Origin of the sequence: Rhodococcus sp. SG20037 (assembly GCF_031763325.1) — a bacterium.
In the GTDB taxonomy this organism is placed as follows: Bacteria; Actinomycetota; Actinomycetes; order Mycobacteriales; family Mycobacteriaceae; genus Rhodococcus_F; species Rhodococcus_F qingshengii.
On record NZ_CP134497.1, the window covers coordinates 172907 to 190703 of the forward strand.

The 17797-nt window shown below is 62.5% G+C and carries 17 protein-coding genes; 8 read left to right on the plus strand and 9 right to left on the minus strand.

Annotated features, from left to right (window positions below; all coding sequences use genetic code 11):
- The first annotated feature begins 29 nt into the window (after positions 1–29).
- The 5 genes from RHP72_RS00845 to RHP72_RS00865 are packed head-to-tail and all read left to right on the plus strand — an operon-like array spanning position 30 to position 5688.
- Positions 30–1220, plus strand: coding sequence for a lipid-transfer protein (locus tag RHP72_RS00845; protein WP_007735955.1), 1191 nt, complete (start codon positions 30–32; stop codon positions 1218–1220).
- 42 nt (positions 1221–1262) lie between these two features.
- Positions 1263–1694 carry an SRPBCC family protein gene (locus RHP72_RS00850; RefSeq protein ID WP_030535858.1) on the plus strand — a complete coding sequence of 144 codons (432 nt, stop codon included), beginning with the start codon at positions 1263–1265 and terminating at the stop codon, positions 1692–1694.
- A 7-nt stretch (positions 1695–1701) separates the two neighbouring features.
- Positions 1702–2577, plus strand: a complete 876-nt coding sequence (locus tag RHP72_RS00855; protein WP_050655961.1) for a MaoC/PaaZ C-terminal domain-containing protein — start codon at positions 1702–1704, stop codon at positions 2575–2577.
- Positions 2578–2618: 41 nt separating this feature from the next.
- Positions 2619–3485, plus strand: coding sequence for an SDR family oxidoreductase (locus tag RHP72_RS00860; RefSeq protein WP_007735961.1), 867 nt, complete (start codon positions 2619–2621; stop codon positions 3483–3485).
- Positions 3486–3489: 4 nt separating this feature from the next.
- On the plus strand, positions 3490–5688 hold the full coding sequence (locus RHP72_RS00865) for an acyl-CoA dehydrogenase (RefSeq protein ID WP_065351756.1): 2199 nt from the start codon (positions 3490–3492) through the stop codon (positions 5686–5688).
- Between the two features lie 20 nt (positions 5689–5708).
- On the opposite strand, the gene RHP72_RS00870 is transcribed toward RHP72_RS00865, so the two are convergent.
- The 4 genes from RHP72_RS00870 to RHP72_RS00885 all read right to left on the minus strand — a co-directional run bounded on the left by RHP72_RS00870 (position 5709) and on the right by RHP72_RS00885 (position 8883).
- The gene (locus tag RHP72_RS00870; RefSeq protein WP_042453230.1) at positions 5709–7121 is read right to left on the minus strand and encodes an amidase; all 1413 of its coding nucleotides are present in this window, start codon (positions 7119–7121) and stop codon (positions 5709–5711) included.
- A 90-nt stretch (positions 7122–7211) separates the two neighbouring features.
- Positions 7212–7370: a hypothetical protein gene (locus RHP72_RS00875; protein ID WP_003944172.1), complete on the minus strand. Its 159-nt coding sequence runs from the start codon at positions 7368–7370 to the stop codon at positions 7212–7214.
- A gap of 143 nt (positions 7371–7513) precedes the next feature.
- Positions 7514–8164, minus strand: coding sequence for a sterol desaturase family protein (locus RHP72_RS00880; protein ID WP_030535853.1), 651 nt, complete (start codon positions 8162–8164; stop codon positions 7514–7516).
- Entirely contained in the window at positions 8161–8883 is a 723-nt protein-coding gene (locus RHP72_RS00885) for a GntR family transcriptional regulator (RefSeq protein ID WP_311094203.1), read from the minus strand. The genes RHP72_RS00880 and RHP72_RS00885 overlap by 4 nt, the downstream gene beginning before the upstream one ends.
- A 166-nt stretch (positions 8884–9049) precedes the next feature.
- On the opposite strand from RHP72_RS00885, the gene RHP72_RS00890 reads away from it, so the two are divergent.
- Positions 9050–10072, plus strand: coding sequence for an ABC transporter substrate-binding protein (locus RHP72_RS00890; RefSeq protein WP_212634060.1), 1023 nt, complete (start codon positions 9050–9052; stop codon positions 10070–10072).
- Positions 10069–11082, plus strand: coding sequence for an ABC transporter substrate-binding protein (locus tag RHP72_RS00895; RefSeq protein ID WP_047272737.1), 1014 nt, complete (start codon positions 10069–10071; stop codon positions 11080–11082). Before RHP72_RS00890 ends, RHP72_RS00895 begins: the two co-directional genes overlap by 4 nt.
- A gap of 12 nt (positions 11083–11094) precedes the next feature.
- Here the strand turns inward: RHP72_RS00895 and RHP72_RS00900 are convergent, their stop codons facing one another.
- Genes RHP72_RS00900 through RHP72_RS00910 form a run of 3 tightly spaced genes read right to left on the minus strand, consistent with a single transcriptional unit; the run spans position 11095 to position 15064 of the window.
- Complete coding sequence (locus tag RHP72_RS00900) at positions 11095–12546, minus strand: amidase (protein WP_311094204.1); 1452 nt, start codon at positions 12544–12546, stop codon at positions 11095–11097.
- Between the two features lie 33 nt (positions 12547–12579).
- Complete coding sequence (locus tag RHP72_RS00905) at positions 12580–13842, minus strand: amidohydrolase (RefSeq protein ID WP_030535849.1); 1263 nt, start codon at positions 13840–13842, stop codon at positions 12580–12582.
- 13 nt (positions 13843–13855) lie between these two features.
- Entirely contained in the window at positions 13856–15064 is a 1209-nt protein-coding gene (locus tag RHP72_RS00910) for an MFS transporter (protein ID WP_311094205.1), read from the minus strand.
- Between the two features lie 99 nt (positions 15065–15163).
- Between RHP72_RS00910 and RHP72_RS00915 the strand changes: the two genes are divergently transcribed.
- Positions 15164–16198, plus strand: coding sequence for an Lrp/AsnC family transcriptional regulator (locus RHP72_RS00915; RefSeq protein ID WP_311094206.1), 1035 nt, complete (start codon positions 15164–15166; stop codon positions 16196–16198).
- 3 nt (positions 16199–16201) lie between these two features.
- On the opposite strand, the gene RHP72_RS00920 is transcribed toward RHP72_RS00915, so the two are convergent.
- Entirely contained in the window at positions 16202–16915 is a 714-nt protein-coding gene (locus tag RHP72_RS00920; RefSeq protein WP_058227350.1) for a TMEM165/GDT1 family protein, read from the minus strand.
- Between the two features lie 294 nt (positions 16916–17209).
- Positions 17210–17737, minus strand: a complete 528-nt coding sequence (locus RHP72_RS00925; RefSeq protein WP_003944138.1) for a hypothetical protein — start codon at positions 17735–17737, stop codon at positions 17210–17212.
- Positions 17738–17797: the final 60 nt, after the last annotated feature.

Genomic DNA, 17797 nt, shown 5'->3' on the forward strand with positions numbered 1-17797 from the left:
CACAGATACCGTTCTCTTCAGGAGTGGCAATGAGTAACAGGGTTTTTGTCGTCGGCGTCGGCATGACGAAGTTCGAGAAGCCGGGAGCCCGCGAGTGGGACTACCCCGACATGGCACGCGAGTCGGGTACCAAGGCGCTCGAAGACGCGGGTATCGACTACACCGAGGTCGAGCAGGCATACGTCGGCTACGTCTACGGCGAGTCCACCGCAGGTCAGCGCGCTGTCTACGAGCTCGGTCTGACGGGTATCCCCATCGTCAACGTGAACAACAACTGTTCGACGGGATCGACCGCGCTCTACCTCGCCACGCAGGCGGTCAAGAGTGGTCAGGCCGACTGCGCACTCGCGCTGGGCTTCGAGAAGATGCAGTCCGGGTCCCTCGGATCCACCTACGACGACCGTGAACAGCCCCTCATGCGGCACCTCCTCGCTCTCGCCGAGCTGCAGGAGTTCGCGATGCCGCCGGCTCCGTACATGTTCGGCGCCGCGGGCGTCGAGCACATGGAACGCTTCGGAACCACTGCCGAGCAGTTCGCGAAGATCGCCGTCAAGAACCACAAGCACTCACTGAACAACCCGTACGCGCAGTTCCAGGACGAGTACACCCTCGAGCAGATCCTCGAAGCACGCCAGATTCACGGGCCGCTCACCAAGCTCCAGTGCTCGCCCACCTCGGACGGATCCGGCGCGGCGATCATCGCCAGCGAAGCATTCGTCGAAAAGCACGGGCTCGCTGCTCAGGCGATCGAGATCGTCGGACAGGCCATGGTCACCGACATGAACAGCACTTTCGAGGACAAGAGCGCCATCAGCCTCGTCGGCGCAGACATGACCCGCAAGGCCGCCGAGAAGGTATACGCCCAGGCCGGGATCACCGCCGACGACGTCGACGTCATCGAACTCCACGACTGCTTCTCCACCAACGAGTTGCTGACCTACGAGGCACTTGGACTGTGCGCCGAAGGTGACGGCGGCAAGCTCGTCGACGCCGACGACACCACCTACGGCGGACGCTGGGTGGTCAACCCGTCCGGCGGCCTTATCTCGAAGGGCCACCCTCTCGGAGCAACAGGCCTCGCGCAGTGCGCCGAACTCACCTGGCAGCTCCGCGGAACCGCGGACAAGCGTCAGGTCGACGGCGCGAAGGTCGCCCTCCAGCACAACATCGGACTCGGCGGTGCAGTTGTCGTGACCGCATACAAGCCCTACGCACGCTGAATCACACCCTCAACCCGCTAGCTACCCACTAGGAGTTTCATCATGGCTTCCGTTTCCGTCTCCGCTGTACTGCCCGCATCCCCCGAGAAGACCTGGGATGCGCTCTCCGACCTGTCGCGCTGGGAGGAGTGGCTCACCATTCACCAGGGCTGGAAGAGTGAACTCCCCACCGAGGTGGCTTTGGGCGCCAAGTTCACCGAGGTCGTCTCCGTGATGGGTATGGCCAACAAGATCGAGTGGACCGTCGAAGAGGTCGAGGTTCCGAAGATGGTCAAGATTGCCGGTACCGGAATGGCCGGCGTCACCGTCGAATTCATCCTCTCGGTCGAGGCCGACGGTGCGGGCTCGAAGGCAACCGTCGACGCCAGCTTCAAGGGCACCATGATCGTCGGGCCGATCGGCAAGGCAGTTGCCAAGAACGCCAAGGCTGATCTCGAGGCCTCGCTGGCCAAGTTCGCCGAGCTGGTCGGGTAACGGCTCGATGACGACACCGAAGACCAACGCGGTCGAATTCGATACGTCCGGGCTGGACGTATGGACCGATCCGGAGCACTTCGAGGTGACAGCCGAGCGCATCGCCGAATATGCCGCTGCCACAAACGACCCCATCGAGCGACACCTGAAAGGTGAGATCGCTCCGCCGGTCTTCGCGGTGGTACCCGTCTTCATGTCGATGGCACCCGCTGCGCTGTCGGTGGCGCCGGTCGAACTGCTGATGAAGCTCGTTCACGGTGAGCAGGACTTCCTGTTCCACCGTCCGATCTACCCTGGCGACCATCTGGTCGCTCGCGCCAAGCCCATCGGATTCGAGGGCCGGGACAACGGGTCCACCGTCGTCATCTACGTCGAAACCAAAACCGACAAGGGTGAATTGGTCAACGAGCAATGGATGACAGCGTTCTTCCGCAAGGTCGACGCGGGCCCCGGACTGGGCGAGAAGGCTCCCGAACACCGATTCGACGACGCTCTTCGCGCTGGTAGTCCCGCAGCGGTGGTGAACCAGCATATCGACGAGGACCAGACGTTCCGGTACTCACCGGCTTCCGGCGATCCGATGCCGATCCACCTTGACGAGGAGATCGCTCGGATGTCCGGGCTCCCCGGAATCATCAACCACGGACTGTGCACGATGGCGTTCACGTCGTGGGGAGCCCTGACCGAACTGGCAGGCGGCGAGACCGAGCGGTTGCGCCGTCTCGCAGTGCGATTCGCGAAACCCGTACTCCCGACACAGGACATCGAGACGGTGTTCTACAAGTCGAGTTCGGCAGACGGAGCCACGTCGTACTCGTACGAAACCAGTGCGGTCGGCGACCTCGTGATCAAGGACGGCCTCGCGGTCATCGCCGACAAATGAGTCTTCATGTCCGACAACTGAACTGATGGGAATTTGAACTGATGGGAAGTCTCGACGGTCGCGTAGCGATCATCACCGGAGCAGGACGCGGCATCGGCCGTGAGCATGCGCTGCTCTTCGCTCGTGAGGGTGCGAGCGTCGTGGTCAACGACCTCGGCGGCGCAAACGACGGTTCCGGTGCAGATGCCGGCCCCGCGCAGCAGGTAGTCGACGAGATCGTTGCCGCAGGCGGCAAGGCCGTTGCCAACACCGACAACATCGCCACCTGGGACGGTGCCGAGGGCCTCGTCAAGCAGGCCGTCAGTGAGTTCGGCCGACTCGACGTCCTGGTCAACAACGCCGGCATTCTTCGTGACGCCTTCATCGCGGGTATGGACGAGAGCCAGTGGGACGCAGTCATTGCCGTGCACCTCAAAGGGCACGCCGCGACACTGCACCACGCTGCCGCATACTGGAAGGACCAGAGCAAGGCAGGCGAGACCGTCAACGCTTCGGTCATCAACACTGCTTCGGCTTCGGGTACCTTCATGCCCAATGCGGGCCAGGGCAACTACGGTGCCGCCAAGGCGGGCATCGCAGCCCTGACGTTGGTGGCCGCTGACGAGCTCGATCGATACGGCGTGCGCGTCAACGCAATTGCGCCGATCGCGCGTACTCGACTGACGCTGGCGACACCCGGTATGGGTGCGCTCTTCGCGGCCGAGGTCCCCGAGGGTGAGTTCGATGCGTTTGCGCCGTCCAACATCTCGCCGCTCGTGGCCTATCTCGCGGCGGCGGACTGCAAGCTCACCGGCAAGGTGTATGCCGTTCAGGGTGGGGCCATCACGGAACTCGCCGGCTGGCACGGTGTGAACACCATCGAGAGCGAGGGTCCCTGGACCACCGCCGACCTCGCAGAACGACTGTAAGCGCATGGCACGCAACGCATACGAACTCGGTCTCGGGCTGAGTGAGGAGCACACCGCGCTTGCAGATTCGGTGCGCTCCTTCGCCGAGCGCACCATCACCACCGAGCAGGTGCGCGCGGCCGTGGAGTCGCGGACCGAGGACAAGTTCCCCCAGTTCTGGACGGCGCTCGTCGGGCAGGACCTTCTCGGGCTCGCGGTTCCGGAAGAGCAAGGTGGTCACGGCGCCGGCCTGCTGACCTTGGCAGTGGCACTGGAAGCATTGGGCCGCACAGTCTCTCCCGGCCCGTTCGTTCCGACGGTATTGGCAAGTGCCGTTCTCGGTGTCGCCGATTCCAAGGCGGGACCCGAGTTCCTGCCCGGTCTGATCGACGGAAGTCGTACGGCAGCAGTCGCCTTGGGTGCACCGTTTGCGGCCGAGTCGTCGGACGGTGGGTACAAGATCACGGGCGCACTCGACGGTGTGCTCGGTGGTGAGCACGCCGACGTACTGCTGGTTCCGATCCAGTTGCCCGAGGGCGTTCGCTACGCGGTGCTCGAGAGCAGCGCAGTCGCGATCACCGTTCAGGACAGCATCGACGTGCTGCGCGGTAGTGCGCGGATCGAAGCTGACAATGCTCAGATCAGCGCCGAACGGATACTCGACGGTCTCACCGAGGCGCGGGTACGGTCCATTGCCGCAGTCGTTCTCGGCGCCGAAGACGTCGGCGTCATGTCCTGGTGCGTTTCCACTGCGTCGGAGTACGCCAAGACACGCGTGCAGTTCGGGCGACCCATCGGCCAGTTCCAGGGCGTCAAGCACAAGTGTGCGCAGATGGGCATTGCGCTCGAGCAGGCACGCGCCGTTGTGTGGGATGCGGCAAGCGCATTGGACAAGGGCGACGACACGGCAGATTTTGCCGCCGATATCGCAGCAGTCATCGTGCCGGACGCCGCAGTGCAGGTAGCGCAGGATTGTGTGCAGGTCCACGGCGGCATCGGCTTCACGTGGGAGCACGACGCCCACCTGTACTACCGGCGCGCGCTCTCGATCCGCGGCATTCTCGGTACCCGCGAGGATCGTGCCAACCGTGTTGCGCAGCAGGCACTTGACGGTGTCAGCCGGGCTTCGGTTCTCGAACTGCCGCCGGAGGCAGAGGAGATCCGCGGCGGCATCGCGGCCGAGCTTGCCAAGTTGGTCGAGCTCGACGAGGACGACCAGCTGATCGCGCTCGGCGACGGCGGCTGGGTTCAGCCTCACCTGCCGAAGCCGTACGGGCGCGGCGCCGCTCCGCTCGAGCAGATCGTCATCTCCCAGGAAATCAAGGCTGCCGGTATCTCGATGCCGCAGCTTCTGATGGGAACGTGGGCAGTGCAGGCCGTCGTGGCACATGGTTCGGACAAGCAGAAGCAAGAGCTGGCCGTGCCTACCCTGCAGGGTGAGCTGGTGTGGTGCCAGCTCTTCAGCGAGCCCGGTGCTGGTTCCGACCTTGCGTCATTGTCCACGAAGGCCGAAAAGGTCGACGGCGGTTGGAAGATCACCGGTCAGAAGATCTGGACCACGGTTGCTCAGTTCTCCGACTGGGCGATGCTGATCGCCCGTACGGACGCCGGCAAGCCGAAGCATCAGGGCATCACCTACTTCGTGCTCGATATGTCGACACCGGGCATCACCGTCCGCCCGCTGCGTGAGATGACGGGCTCGGCGTTGTTCAACGAGGTGTTCCTCGACGACGTGTTCATCCCCGACGAGAACGTGGTCGGCGAGGTCAACGACGGCTGGAACGTCGCCCGGACGACGCTGGCCGGCGAGCGCGTCGCGCTCAGCCAGAAGATGGAGGCGTACGCCTCGGACTCCGATCTGCTGAAGTTCGCGAAGTCGGCAGACCTGAGCCCGATCGGACGCTACCGTGTCGGCGAGCTGGTTGCGGAGAGTCAGGCGATCGATCTCATCGGTTCCCGCGTTGTGCTCAAGCAACTTTCGGGGATCGACGTGAGTACGACGTCGAGCGTCGGCAAGCTGTTGGCGATGAAGATCAGCCAGTCGATTGCCGAGTTCGTCGTCGCCGAACTGGGTGCTGCCGGAGCGGTCAGCATCCCAGGTCAGCCAAGCGACAAGGCGATGGAGCAACTCATTTCGGGCCGTGCCACCACCATCTACGGTGGCACAACCGAGGTGCAGCTCAACGTGATCGGAGAGCGCATGCTCGGATTACCGCGAGACTGAGGGTATTTATCGGGTGGGGCTCAGTCCTGGATTCTTCTCCAGGGCTGAGCCTCTTCCAGTTCGAAGGCCAATTCGAGGAGCGTGCGCTCGTCGCCGAGATCGGCGGAGAAATGCGCAGCCAACGGCAAACCATTGCTGGTCTGATGCATCGGTAGCGAAATCGCGGGACCTCCGGAAATGTTGTTCAGTGGCGTGAACGATGTGTACGCGATCAGCTTGTCGAAAAGCTCCTCGAAAGGCTGAGCGGGAGAGAGGTATCCAAGCTCGGGGGTGGTGTGCCCCAGAGCCGGCGAGAGCACGACGTCGTACTTCAAGAACATGGCGCTGTATTGCTGCTGGAGCCGTCGCAGACGATAGAGCACGCGCGGCGTCTTCACCAGGTTCTTCCGGTACAGCGTGTAGAGGCCCTTGGTGAGATTGTCGGTGCCGGACTTGTCGAAGTCGGGTCCGAGCATTTGTTTGCCACCGGTGGAGATGGCAAACGACAGAAAGCCCCAGTAAATGCTGAAGTCGTCGATGAATTCGGGGCCGACGGGCAGTGCTGCGTCCTCGACATGATGGCCAAGGCTTGCAAGGAGTTCGGCCGTAGCTTCGACGGACTTGCGCGTCTCGTCGTCCGTCTTGGTGACGGTGACGGAATCGGCGATCACGCCGACGCGCAGGCGGGTTGAGCTGGGTCCTTCGATCAAGCGAACCGGTGCGAGTCGCGGATTGCGGTAGTAGTTCTCAGCCGCAGACATCCATCGTGCAGTGTCGCGAACAGTGCGAGTAACGGCGCCCTGGGCGATCAACCGGATCGGCATCGACTTGTCGGCCGGATCGGCGATGGTGCGTCCGCGAGTGGGTTTGAGTCCGACGAGTCCGCAGGCAGCGGCGGGAATGCGAATCGATCCACCGCCGTCGTTGGCGTGCGCGATCGGGAGTACGCCGGCAGCAACAAGCGCGGCTGCGCCTCCCGAGGAAGCGCCCGACGAGTACGCCGGATTCCACGGGTTGTGCACGGGTTCTTCCGTCATGTATTCGGTGGACGCACTGAATCCGAACTCGGGCAGTCGGGTCTTGCCGATCGAAATGGCCCCGGTGGAGAGGAACTGCTTCGCGAAATCGCTGTCGGCTTTGGCGGGGATCGCGGTGAAGGCGGTACTGCCCTGCTGGGTGGGAAGGCCGGCGCTGTCGGTGTTGTCCTTGATCGCGGTGGGGACACCGGCAAAGACGCCCTTGGCGGGCCGGTTGCTCCTGGCGAGGGCACGATCGAAATCAGTGCAGGCCAGACCGTTCAATTGCCCCTGCACTGCCTCGGCGCGGGCGATCGATGCCTCCATGACTTCCCGTGCGGTCACCTCGCCTGATTCGATCCGGGCGGCGACGCCGGTGGCGTCGAGGTCGCCCAGGGCGTCGTCGGTGAAAGCGTGGATGGGGGTGTTCGCGGTCATGGGGATCCTTGTCAGGCGGAGGCACTCAGGTCGTCCGTCCAGCATATTGGACGGACGACCCCTGAGTGGCGCTATCTGTGGATTGCGGTATCAGCTACCGAAGATCGTCACTGCCTGCTCTGCTGCCTGCGGCGCCTGCTGGAACACTCCCTGTGGGATGAACTGCTGCGGAATGAACTGCTGGGGGCCCAACTGCTGGAAGTTCGTGACCATCGGGTGGATGACGTTGTTGAATACATCGTTGAACATGTGTTGTGTCCTTCGGTTACAGCGTTTTCGAACTTCTGACTCCATCGACACTAAGCACGGTTCTGACGAGTTTCAACGAAAATTGCTGATACACAGGCAAGTTCAAGTTCATTGCCAGCTGGGGGCCAGGAATCGGTCTTCCTTCACAGCTTGGACGCTGCGCCGTGCAGGTTCTTGGCTGTCGGGGAGGTCTCGACGGATTTGGGATCGGGGTACGTGCCCAGTACGCGATCGGCAGTTCCCGCGGTGGTGACGGTGAACCAGTAGTGCTCGTTCTTGAAGTGGTGGTTGCGGTGATTGCGCCAAACCGACCGGTAGAGAGCAGTTTTCGGCTTGTAGTCACTGTGGATGAGGAAATGTGTCCACTCGTAACCGAGGCCGAGCACGGAAATGAAGGTCAGGAACGTCAGACCGAGTTCGACGCGGGGAAATGTCAGGAGGGCGACGGCTGTCAGAACGGGAATCACGATCAGGAGCGTCTGCCACGGGATGAAGATGAGTGAGACGGTTCGCGGCGCAAAGTGGTGTTCCCGATGGCTGCGCGCCAGCCGTGAATCGAGTGTGACGCCGGCAATGGTTCGCGGCTTCCAATGGAGAACGAAGACGTGAATGATCCACTCCACGAAGGGGAATGCGGCAAGCATCACGAGCGGAACGAGGGCGTCGGTGATCTGCCAGTTGCCCACTGCGATGCGCGCCGCCGCGGCGGCCAGCAGCATGGTGCCGATCATCCACGGCGTCGGTGACTTGCGGAACGTCCGTGCGGCATCGGCGAGAGTGAGAGGCTTGCTCATGGTTTCAGTCCTTCCAGGAAGGTGAGAGCGTCGCCGATTGCCGTCGTGCCGGTGTGAAGGAGCTGTGCGGCTGACGTCTCGGCAGTTGGCTCGTCGTGTGAAGTGATGGCGGAGGCCAGTTTTCGATACAGGTCGGTCTGGCCGACTTCGGCGACCATGACGGATGCAAGTGCGGTCATAACCGGCTCGTATGCAGCCCGAAGGCTGTTGAAGATCAAACGGAAGGCAATGGAATCTGCGCTGTCGACGACGACGTCCCAGAACGCCAGAGCGCGGTCTTGCAACTCCACTGGATCTTCGGTGGCGCCTAGTTGATCAACGGCCGTGTCGAGTTCTCGGGCGGATTCCGCGGAGATGCGACGGGCGGCCAGCACAGCGATCTGCGGTCCCATCAACTCGCGAGTTTCCAGGACGCTGCGCACCACGCTCAGGTCGGGGACGCCGTCGCGCACCAGCAGCTGGGGGAGAAGTTCGGGTCCGGCCTGGCGTCGAAAATCGCGCACCGACGTGGACTCGCCCTGGCGGACCTCGACGAGTCCGGCCTGGGCGAGCTTCTGAATTGCCTCGCGGACTGCGGGCCGCGAGACGCCGAATGCCTCGGCGAGCTTGCGCTCGCTGGGTAGTGCCTCACCCGCAGCCAGCTCTCCGGCCAGCACTTTCACCGATATCTGGTCGAAGACTGCGCCGGAGGCCGAGGTACGTGCAACGGGTTGAAACATGTACCGACCGTAACCCGCTTCTCGGTAAGAGGTCAAGTGGTAATACCAGTTCAACGATTGGAGGCTTGGCGCGAAAGAGATATGTCTTGGCCAAGAGGCTTCACCGTAACGGCGCAGGTGAGAGTAATTTTAGGTAGCCCTAATTCGGATAACCGTCAGGAAACCCATGACATCGCTCCTGTTACCGACTCCAGATACCGATGCAGAGTTCGCTCGCATCACCGCTGCCCTGACTCGACGCGGCTTTCTCGGCGGAAGTGCCGCCGCGCTGTCCACACTTGCTCTCGTCGGATGCGGTAGTGGGGAGGGCGGGGACGGTGCGGACGGCGCAACTCGTACTGTGCAGACGCACTACGGATCCGTGGATGTTCCCGTCGATCCGCAGCGCATCGTCGCCGTCTCATACAACACCCCGTGGCAGTTGCAAGCCGTCGGCGCCCGACCCGTCGCGACGCTCGACTACAGCGCGTACATCGACCAGTTCACCCCGACACAGCAGAAGTTCATCGACGGCTTGTCCACGGTGGGGGTTTTCCTCGAGGTCAACCGCGAAGCCGTCGTGGCTGCCGCGCCTGATCTCATCGTCGGCGATGCGTACGAGATCGACGAGGACATGTTCCGCGAGCTCTCGAAAATTGCTCCGACAGCGGTGTATTCGGGCACGAACCGATCGGATTGGCGCGCTGTCGCCGAGGGTGTCGCAGACGCGGTCAACAAGGGTTCGGCATTGACGTCGAATCGCGAGAAGTATCAGGCGATGCAAGAGCGAATCCGCACCGAATACGCCGCGCAGCTTGGCGAGAATCGGTGGGCCCAGGTTGCTATCGGTGGTTCGGAAGGGCACTTCTCCATCTTGTATCCAACCGGAGTGACCGGCGCGATGCTCGCCGACCTGAACGTGACCCGCGGCGAATTCATCCCGGACCTGCGCCCAGCCACCGGCTTCGAAGCCTTCCCGCTCGAACAACTCGAAATGCTGCGGGACGTCACCGTCGTCATCTACCCGAAGCAGCCGAACGGAACTGATTCTGCAGGAATGAAATCCGTCTTCGCCAGCCCGCTGTGGAGCCGCATTCCGGCAGCAGCTTCGGGCCGGGTATTCGGAATCAGCACTCAGGTCACCGACTACGGCACTGCAATCAATTGGCTCAACGAACTCGAAACCGGCGCTTTGGAGGCACTTTCATGACATCACTTCTATTGCCCAGCGCTGACACCGATGCCGAATTCGCTCGCATCACCGCAGCACTTACCCGACGCGGTTTCCTCGGAGCCGGTGCCTTGGCGGGGATCGGATTGCTCACGGCCTGCGGAACCAGCTCCGGTGAATCGGCCGAGGGTTCGATGCGCACCATCAACACGGCTCTGGGGCAGGTGGAAGTGCCCACCAACCCGCAACGGGTGGTCAGCGCCGATTACTACACGGGCCCCGCGATGTTCGACGCCGGGTTCACACCGGTCGGATTGCCGGTCGACTACGAGAACGCCGACGGCGTCCCGGAACCCTATGCGTCCGCTCTGCGGTCTCTCCCGAAGGTGGGACGCTGGTACGAGCCCAACGCCGAGGCGATAGCGGCTTTGTCTCCCGACCTGATCGTGATGACCAACCTGCTGTCGGAGAACAACCCGGATCTTTACGAGCAGATCCGGTCGATCGCACCGACCGCGGTTTTTGCCGAGGACGGGCAGTACGCATGGAAGGAGCGCGCCTTCGGAGTCGCGGACGCGCTGAACCAGAGCGCGAAGGTTCAAGAGTTGGCAGATCGGTACGAGGCGCGGATCGCCAAGTTCCGCAGCGACAACGCTGATGTGCTGAGCAAGGTGAAGGTCGTCTACACCACGTACTTCGAGGAGAGTGGTTTCTCGCTGTACTCGCCGACCAAGTATCAGACGACGGTCATCAGCGAGGCCGGGTTCCAGTTCAACGACCGTTCGCTCGCAATTCCCGCCGGCAGCAACGAGTGGTTCCCGAAGGAGCAGTTGGAGCTACTCGACGAGGCCGACGTCATCATCACCAACAGTGGCAAGGGCCCCATCAACGAGAAGTTGGCGAACGACACCATCTTCCAGCGTCTGCGCGCCGTCAAGAATGATCAGGTGTACTCGTTCGACTACGAGGGCGTCGCGTCCTTCGGTTGGGCCCTGACATTCCTCGAGCAGTTCCAGCCGATCGCTGAGGAGATCAGGGCCAAGCTCTGATCTCCTCAGCGATCACGAGGAAGCCGGCGCCACCACATTCAGCTTCGGTTGATGCTGGTCGGTGTATGCCCACGGGAGGATCTTCTCCAGTGCTTTGCCGATCCGGAACACGGTCGGTTCGTCGTACGTATGGCCGACGATCTGGACGCCCGTGGGAACGCCGTTGTGTGCGTGTCCACTCGGCACCGCCAATACGGGGCACCGATTGGCGACGTTGAACGGCAATGTGAGAAGTGCTTCGGCGGTGGTATTCACGTGCTGACCCGCCACAGTGAGGCCGTCGAGCAAAGACTCGCCTGCCGGGAAGGCGATGGTGCCCGAAGTCGGGCAGATCAGCGCATCGAAGGGAGCCATCGCCTCGGCGAGCTCTCGTTGCATTTGGGTTTCCTTGCGAAGGCCGTCCAGAAATGACATTTCCGCAGCGCCCTTCGACGTGATCGCGACGTTGTCGAGCGTGTAGTCGGCAAGAAGATCACCGTGGACGCGAGCAACTTCCGCCACGGATGCACCCATGATCGTTCCGAAATGGACTTTCACCGCTGCTGCCATCGAATCACGAGTCCACGGCAACTCGATCTCCTCGACGATCGCGCCGGCATCGACCAACGACTGTGCGAGAGCCCGGGTGTTCGCCTCGATGTCAGGCTCGATGGGGAAGTCACCGAGCCGCAGGCACAGGGCAATTCGCATTCCCTCGACCGACGGGTACTCGTGTGGCAGCGTGATCGCCGGCTTCAGCGAAGAATGGTCACGCGGATCCGGCCCGATCAGAACGTTGGCCAAGAGAATTGCGTCGTCAACAGTTCGGGCCATCGGACCGTCGCCACGGTAGGAATCCATGGACAGCGGGGCGACCCCGGCGATACGCCCGTACGAGGCCTTGAGACCGACGGTGCCGGTAAAGCCTGCCGGGCCTCGTGTCGACCCGCCGATGTCGGATGCTGTTGCCAGAGTAGTAGTTCCGGCGGCCAGTGCGGCGCCGGCTCCGCCGGAGGAGCCGCCGGGACTGTAATCGAGGTTCCAGGGATTGCGGGTCACGCCCCACAAAGGAGAGTGTGTGAACGCCGCGACGCAGAATTCCGGTGTCGTCGTGCGTGCGTGAATCAGGCCGCCTGCTGCCAGAACTCGGTCGATCACGGGTGCGTTCTCGCGGGCGATGTTGCCGCGCCCCGCCAGCGAACCTTCGGTCAGAGACCTTCCGGCAATAGCGTGTTTTTCCTTGGCAGCTACCGGAATTCCCTCGAGCGGCCGCGGATCGGGTCCGTGGCCGAGATATCGGCTCTCGGCTTCCCGAGCGCCGGTGAGTGCCTCGTCGAACATCTCTTCGGTGAAGGCATTGATGTGAGGTTCGAACTTCTGGGTTCGGTCGACGACTGCTTGTAGCAGTTCGACCGGAGACAATTCCCGCGCGCGAAAGTGAGCAATGGCTTCGGTGGCGCTGAGGTAGTGCAGTTCGTCTGACATGACGTTATCTCCCTGGGTAAGTCTGTGTGGGAATCACGCGCTCCGCGCAAGGGCTCCCAGCGCGGCCGCGGTCATGGCTGTGACACCTTCGGGTAGGGCCGCGGCGGGATCTGGGGCGAAGCGCGGTGAATGATTCGACGGCGTGCCGGGTGGTATCCGTCCCTCGGCGAGCGCGGCAAGGGCGGTTCCGTCGAAACTTTGAAGTGCCGTTCCGCCGAAATGCCAGAATACGGAAGGGCATTGGGCGGCGGTGCCGAAGATGCCGAAGTCCTCGCTACCCGAAAGTGGTTGTGACAGAGTATGCATTCCCAAGCCGGCCTGTCGCAGGTCGGACATCACCGTGGACGTGGCGTCCGGAGTGTTGACCGTGGCCGGAAAGCCGTTGTACGCATGAACGTCCGGCTGTTCGACGGCGCCTGCCCCGTCAGCTTCTGCGCGAGCGATCCTGCCCACCGATTCGAGCATGTGATCTCGCGACGACGCACTGAAAGTTCGCAGGCTGAGTAGCAGTTCGGCGTCGTCGGCAATGATGTTCGCAGCTGTGCCGGCGTGCAAGGCTCCCACCGTGAGCACAGGTGCTGTCGGGGTTGCCGCTTCATGAGCCACCAGACTTTGAATGCGCAGCGCGAAAGACGCTGCCATCAACAAAGGGTCGATGCATGCGTACGGTGAGGACGCGTGTCCACCACGGCCGTGAAAGACCACTCGTATCGTGTCGGATGCTGCCATCAAGATGTCGGGTTTGCTGACCAACATCCCCGCCGGAGTTGGGCCCACGTGCTGTCCCAGACAGAGGTCCGGTCGCGGGAAGCGGTCGAAGATTCCGTCGTCGACCATCGCACGAGCGCCGGAGCCGGTCTCCTCGGCAGGCTGGAAGACCGCGACAACAGTCCCGGTGATCGATGTCGGATCCGCGGAAAGTGCGGCGCACGTGGCAAGTAGCGCGGTTACGTGGACATCGTGGCCACACGCATGCATGACTCCATCAGTTCTGGAGGCGTAGGACAGCCCGGTGTCTTCTGCCACCGGCAACGCGTCCATGTCGGCGCGTAGCAGGATCACCGGACCGCTGCTCCCTTCGAGAACACCGACGACACCCGTACCGCCGACACCGACCGTGACGTCCCAGCCGCCGATTCGCCGAAGTTCCTCGGCAACAATTGCGGCGGTGCGAGTTTCGTCGCCGGACAACTCGGGGTGTGCGTGTAGGTCCCGGTAGAGCTCGAACCAGTGCGGCTCGACGGTTCGCAACCGCGACGGGTCTCCGAACTCGAGATTCGAAAGCAGTTGATTCATGGTTGATCTTCTTTCAGTTGGCGGTTTTCAGTTGCACCAGGTTCAGCATCTTTTCTCGGGTTTGTGGTGCTGCCATGACCGCGACGATCGCCACGACGGGCCCGAGTGCGAGCGATACGAACGCCGCTGACCAGGAGAGATGGTCCACGATGAATCCGAATACAAGCGGTGCGACTATTCCGGCGACCATGCCGCCGAAAATGATCATCGACGAGGCGGCCCCGACCACCGAAGAAGGCAGAGCCCGCAGGGGCAGTGCAAAACACGGCATGAAAGCGAAAGAGGCAGCGGCAGATCCGAGGGTGACGAGAACGACGAACAAGGCCGTGTTGGAGACGAAAGGAATCGAAACGAGCATCACGATGCACGCGAGCATGGACGGCACCACGACGACACGACTGTTGCCAGCCAGCCGATCGGAGATTCGCCCGCCGATGACGGTGGTCACGGCGGCCACCACGGTAGCCGGAATCAGAAGGAGGCTTGCACTCGAGAGGGCGATTCCACGTTCGTCATGGAGGTAGGACGGAACCCACGACGACATCCCCCAGATCACGAAGTCGTATCCGAAGAACATCAAGGCGAAGAGCCACATCGCGCGGGAGCGAAGTACGGTGCGCATGTTGTCCCAGGAGGAATCCGGACCGTGGTCGTTCTCCGCCGGAAGTGCCGGCGGGAGCCACAACTTGATGCTGACGAGCGAGAGTACGCCGAGCGCCGCGACGGCCAGAAACATTCCACGCCAGCCGATCAACGGGAGAAGTGCTGCCGCAACAACGATGGCAAGAAGCGTACCGACGGCGTTGGAACTGTTCATCCATCCTGTGGCAGTGGCACGTTGCTCCGGGATGCTCCGCTCGGCAACGAGCTTTACTGCAGCTGCCGGAAACACGCCCTGCGCGAGACCGAAGAGAAAGCGAACAACCAGAAGCGTCCCGAACGACCAGGCAAGGGCAGTGAGGCCGGTGAAGACACTCCACGCCACCAACCCGATCAGAGCCATCCGGACTGCGCCGTATCGATCGGCGAGCAGTCCACCAGGCAGTTGGGCCAGCGTGTATGCAATGAAGAACGTGGAGATGATCAATCCACGCTGGGAGTAGTCGAGATCGAACTCCTCACCGAGCAAGGGGAGAGCGAGGTTGATCGCCAGCCGATCTATGTAGTCGATCGCGTACGCGACGAACAGCAACGCGACCGTGACTTTGGTGGAGCGAAGCACTGGGCCTCCAAGTGGTGAACCTGTGAAGTGATTCACACATCTTTGGCAAACAGGCAGGGATCACCGACCAGAATGCAGTAATCCGGCAATACTGGGCCGATGAAGCCGGAATCCGACGCATTTGTCATCGCGGAATCTGATCTGGAGATCATCAATGCACTTCAGCTCAACCCCCGCGCGTCGTGGACGCAGTTGTCGTCAGTGCTCGACATGGATTCGACGACGATCGCCCGCCGGTGGCGTCGCCTCGTCTCGAACGGTCATTCGTGGGTCAACGCGGTCGCAATCGGTCGAACCCACATATTCGGCTATCTCCTGATCAGGACCACACAGGATTCCGTTGCCGACGTGGGGGAGCTGTTACGTCAACTCTCCTGTGCCTATCTGTTGGCCAGGACGGAAGGCGAGTACGAGTATTTCGTCGGAGTCGTGGCCGCCGACCACAAGAGTTTGGACGCCTTGGTGTGTGAGCACCTTGCCGCCGATCCTGGAATTCTGTCGATCAGAAGCCGGGTCGGGGTGAAGGTGTACCGGGACGGGTTCAGCTGGGAGCCGGGCGCTCTGGGGCAAGCGGGTCGCGCTCAGCTGGCAACGGCATCGACAAAGGGCGCTGCGGTGCCGGCAGATCCGACAGTGTTCCGTGAGTCCGACGGTGCCCTGTTGGAGGAGCTCGGCCGTGACGGACGTGCCAGCTATGCGCGTCTCGCCGCGATTTGTGGAACGAACGAGACTGCGATTCGACGGCGCTTGGCCCAACTGACTGCGTCGCAACAGTTGATTTTCCGCTGCGATGTCTCGCAACAGGCCGTCGGTTCACCGTTCGAAGTGATCTTCGACGTCGCTGTGGACGGTTCCACCGACGAACTCGGCAATCTTGTGTCGAGTTGGCCGGAGATCAGATTGTTGGTGGCGACTACCGGAACAGCGAACATGTTGATCAGCGTGTGGCTGAGCAGCCTCGCGCAGAGTCTTGTCGTCGAGGATCGACTCCGCCGAATCGGTAGTGTGCGGATCCTCGATCGACGTGTCTCGCTGTACCCGATGAAGCGGTTCGGGCAGTTACTCGGACCGAGCGGAGTGGCGGAAGGTCATGTCCCGATCGCAATTTGGGGTGCCGGCGACCTTCTTCGCTGAGCGTCAGTCGATCGGCGTCCGATTGTCGTCGACGAGGTGCGTAGCGGAGTCGGTCGCACGGGAGCGCTTCCAGATCATCCGAGCCAGTGCGCCCAGCACGGACACGGCCAGGACAACGCCACCGCCGATGATGCCGGCCGACGAGTCCGGGAAGATGCCCTCGAGCAGCAGCCAGACACCGAAGACGAAGAACAGCACCGCGGCGCCGATCTTGATGAATCCGTCCGGAAGGTGCTTGCCCAGCACCGAGCCGACGATGATGGCGAGAGCGTCGGCCGCCACCATGCCTACCGTCGACCCGATCCAGACGCCGATCCAGTCGTTGTCGGTGGCAAGGGTGATGGTGGCGAGCATGGTCTTGTCGCCGAGTTCTGCCAGGAAGAAGGCCGAGGCGACGGCGATGAAGGCGGATCGCGTGACGCGACCGGCCTTGTTCTGCTCGTCGTCGGTGAGATCGTCACCGCGCAAGGTCCAGAGGCCGAAGATCAGGAAAGCGATACCGCCGACGATGGAAATCGCCGCGGTGGGGAGGGCGACGCCCAGGTAGTGGCCGACGGCGACCGAGACGAGGTGAACAAGGGTGGTGGCGACGGTGATTCCGCCGAGGACGACCCACCAGCGATAGCGCAAGGCAAACGTCATTGCCATCAGTTGCGACTTGTCACCGAGTTCTGCGACAAAAATGACGCCGAAACTCAAAAGTATTGCGGCAAGCAAGATTTACTCCTCCGGTCGGTGTAGGTCGGAGGAAAAATGCGAGCCTCCGGCCTGGGCAGGCGCAGTGGGTGCGCTTGTCCGGCCGAAGGTCTCGCCCACCGAGGCCACAAGACCTTCGGTTCGCCAGGCCGGGTGCTTCGCGATCCGCACCAGGCGGAGCGCGTCGAACCAGTATGTCGACACGGGCGATTGGGGGCTACTCCCCTTCGTTGCTGCCCACGTTAGCGCGCCTGAAACGAATTGGCAAAGCGCACAGCAAGTTTGGGAGTCCGAACTTATCGCTTACCGGGGCCGTCACGAGGCGAGGAGCATGGCCAAAACAGCGGTGTCGGGATCGCTGATCGGATCGATGCCGACACGACTGATCATGGAGACGACTGTGCCGTCCGGCTCAGCCTCGACCCACGCCGCACGATGCTCCAAACCCAGATAGGGAAGGCCTGGCAGCAGTACACACCCCGACGCGCTGCCCTCGCATTCCGGCAGGCTGGGCGTGGTTTCCGACGGTGGGTGCAGCATGATCAGCGCCGGTGGCTGATGGTCGGAGAAACGGCCGGGTGTCAAGGCGAAATCGCCGAGTACCGGACCTTCGGCGACCACCAGACCGACGGTGCCCGGCTGCGGATCTTCGGGAACGTCTTCACGGACCCCGAAGACCGTCGTGGTCGGCAACAAACCTGGCATCGAGGCCACGCGGACGGCCAATGCGAGAAGCTGCGCCCACTCCTGGGTGGTGTCCGGCCAACGACCGGAAATGACGAACCCCTGCAAAGACCCAGCGGCTTGGAACGGAGAAATGCCTATTGCTTCGTTTCTGTTCATTTCTGTTCCTCCCTCGGTGCTGGGGCAAATCTCGGGCAGACGCGCATGCGTCGGTCCGGC

Coding starts and splice junctions, on each gene's coding strand:
- RHP72_RS00925 (WP_003944138.1), bottom strand. CDS start 17,737: ATGAACAGAAACGAAGCAATAGGCATTTCTCCGTTCCAAGCCGCTGGG.
- RHP72_RS00880 (WP_030535853.1), bottom strand. CDS start 8,164: ATGAGCAAGCCTCTCACTCTCGCCGATGCCGCACGGACGTTCCGCAAG.
- RHP72_RS00865 (WP_065351756.1), top strand. CDS start 3,490: ATGGCACGCAACGCATACGAACTCGGTCTCGGGCTGAGTGAGGAGCAC.
- RHP72_RS00905 (WP_030535849.1), bottom strand. CDS start 13,842: ATGAATCAACTGCTTTCGAATCTCGAGTTCGGAGACCCGTCGCGGTTG.
- RHP72_RS00885 (WP_311094203.1), bottom strand. CDS start 8,883: ATGTTTCAACCCGTTGCACGTACCTCGGCCTCCGGCGCAGTCTTCGAC.
- RHP72_RS00870 (WP_042453230.1), bottom strand. CDS start 7,121: ATGACCGCGAACACCCCCATCCACGCTTTCACCGACGACGCCCTGGGC.
- RHP72_RS00860 (WP_007735961.1), top strand. CDS start 2,619: ATGGGAAGTCTCGACGGTCGCGTAGCGATCATCACCGGAGCAGGACGC.
- RHP72_RS00895 (WP_047272737.1), top strand. CDS start 10,069: ATGACATCACTTCTATTGCCCAGCGCTGACACCGATGCCGAATTCGCT.
- RHP72_RS00850 (WP_030535858.1), top strand. CDS start 1,263: ATGGCTTCCGTTTCCGTCTCCGCTGTACTGCCCGCATCCCCCGAGAAG.
- RHP72_RS00915 (WP_311094206.1), top strand. CDS start 15,164: ATGAAGCCGGAATCCGACGCATTTGTCATCGCGGAATCTGATCTGGAG.
- RHP72_RS00845 (WP_007735955.1), top strand. CDS start 30: ATGAGTAACAGGGTTTTTGTCGTCGGCGTCGGCATGACGAAGTTCGAG.
- RHP72_RS00890 (WP_212634060.1), top strand. CDS start 9,050: ATGACATCGCTCCTGTTACCGACTCCAGATACCGATGCAGAGTTCGCT.
- RHP72_RS00900 (WP_311094204.1), bottom strand. CDS start 12,546: ATGTCAGACGAACTGCACTACCTCAGCGCCACCGAAGCCATTGCTCAC.
- RHP72_RS00875 (WP_003944172.1), bottom strand. CDS start 7,370: ATGTTCAACGATGTATTCAACAACGTCATCCACCCGATGGTCACGAAC.
- RHP72_RS00855 (WP_050655961.1), top strand. CDS start 1,702: ATGACGACACCGAAGACCAACGCGGTCGAATTCGATACGTCCGGGCTG.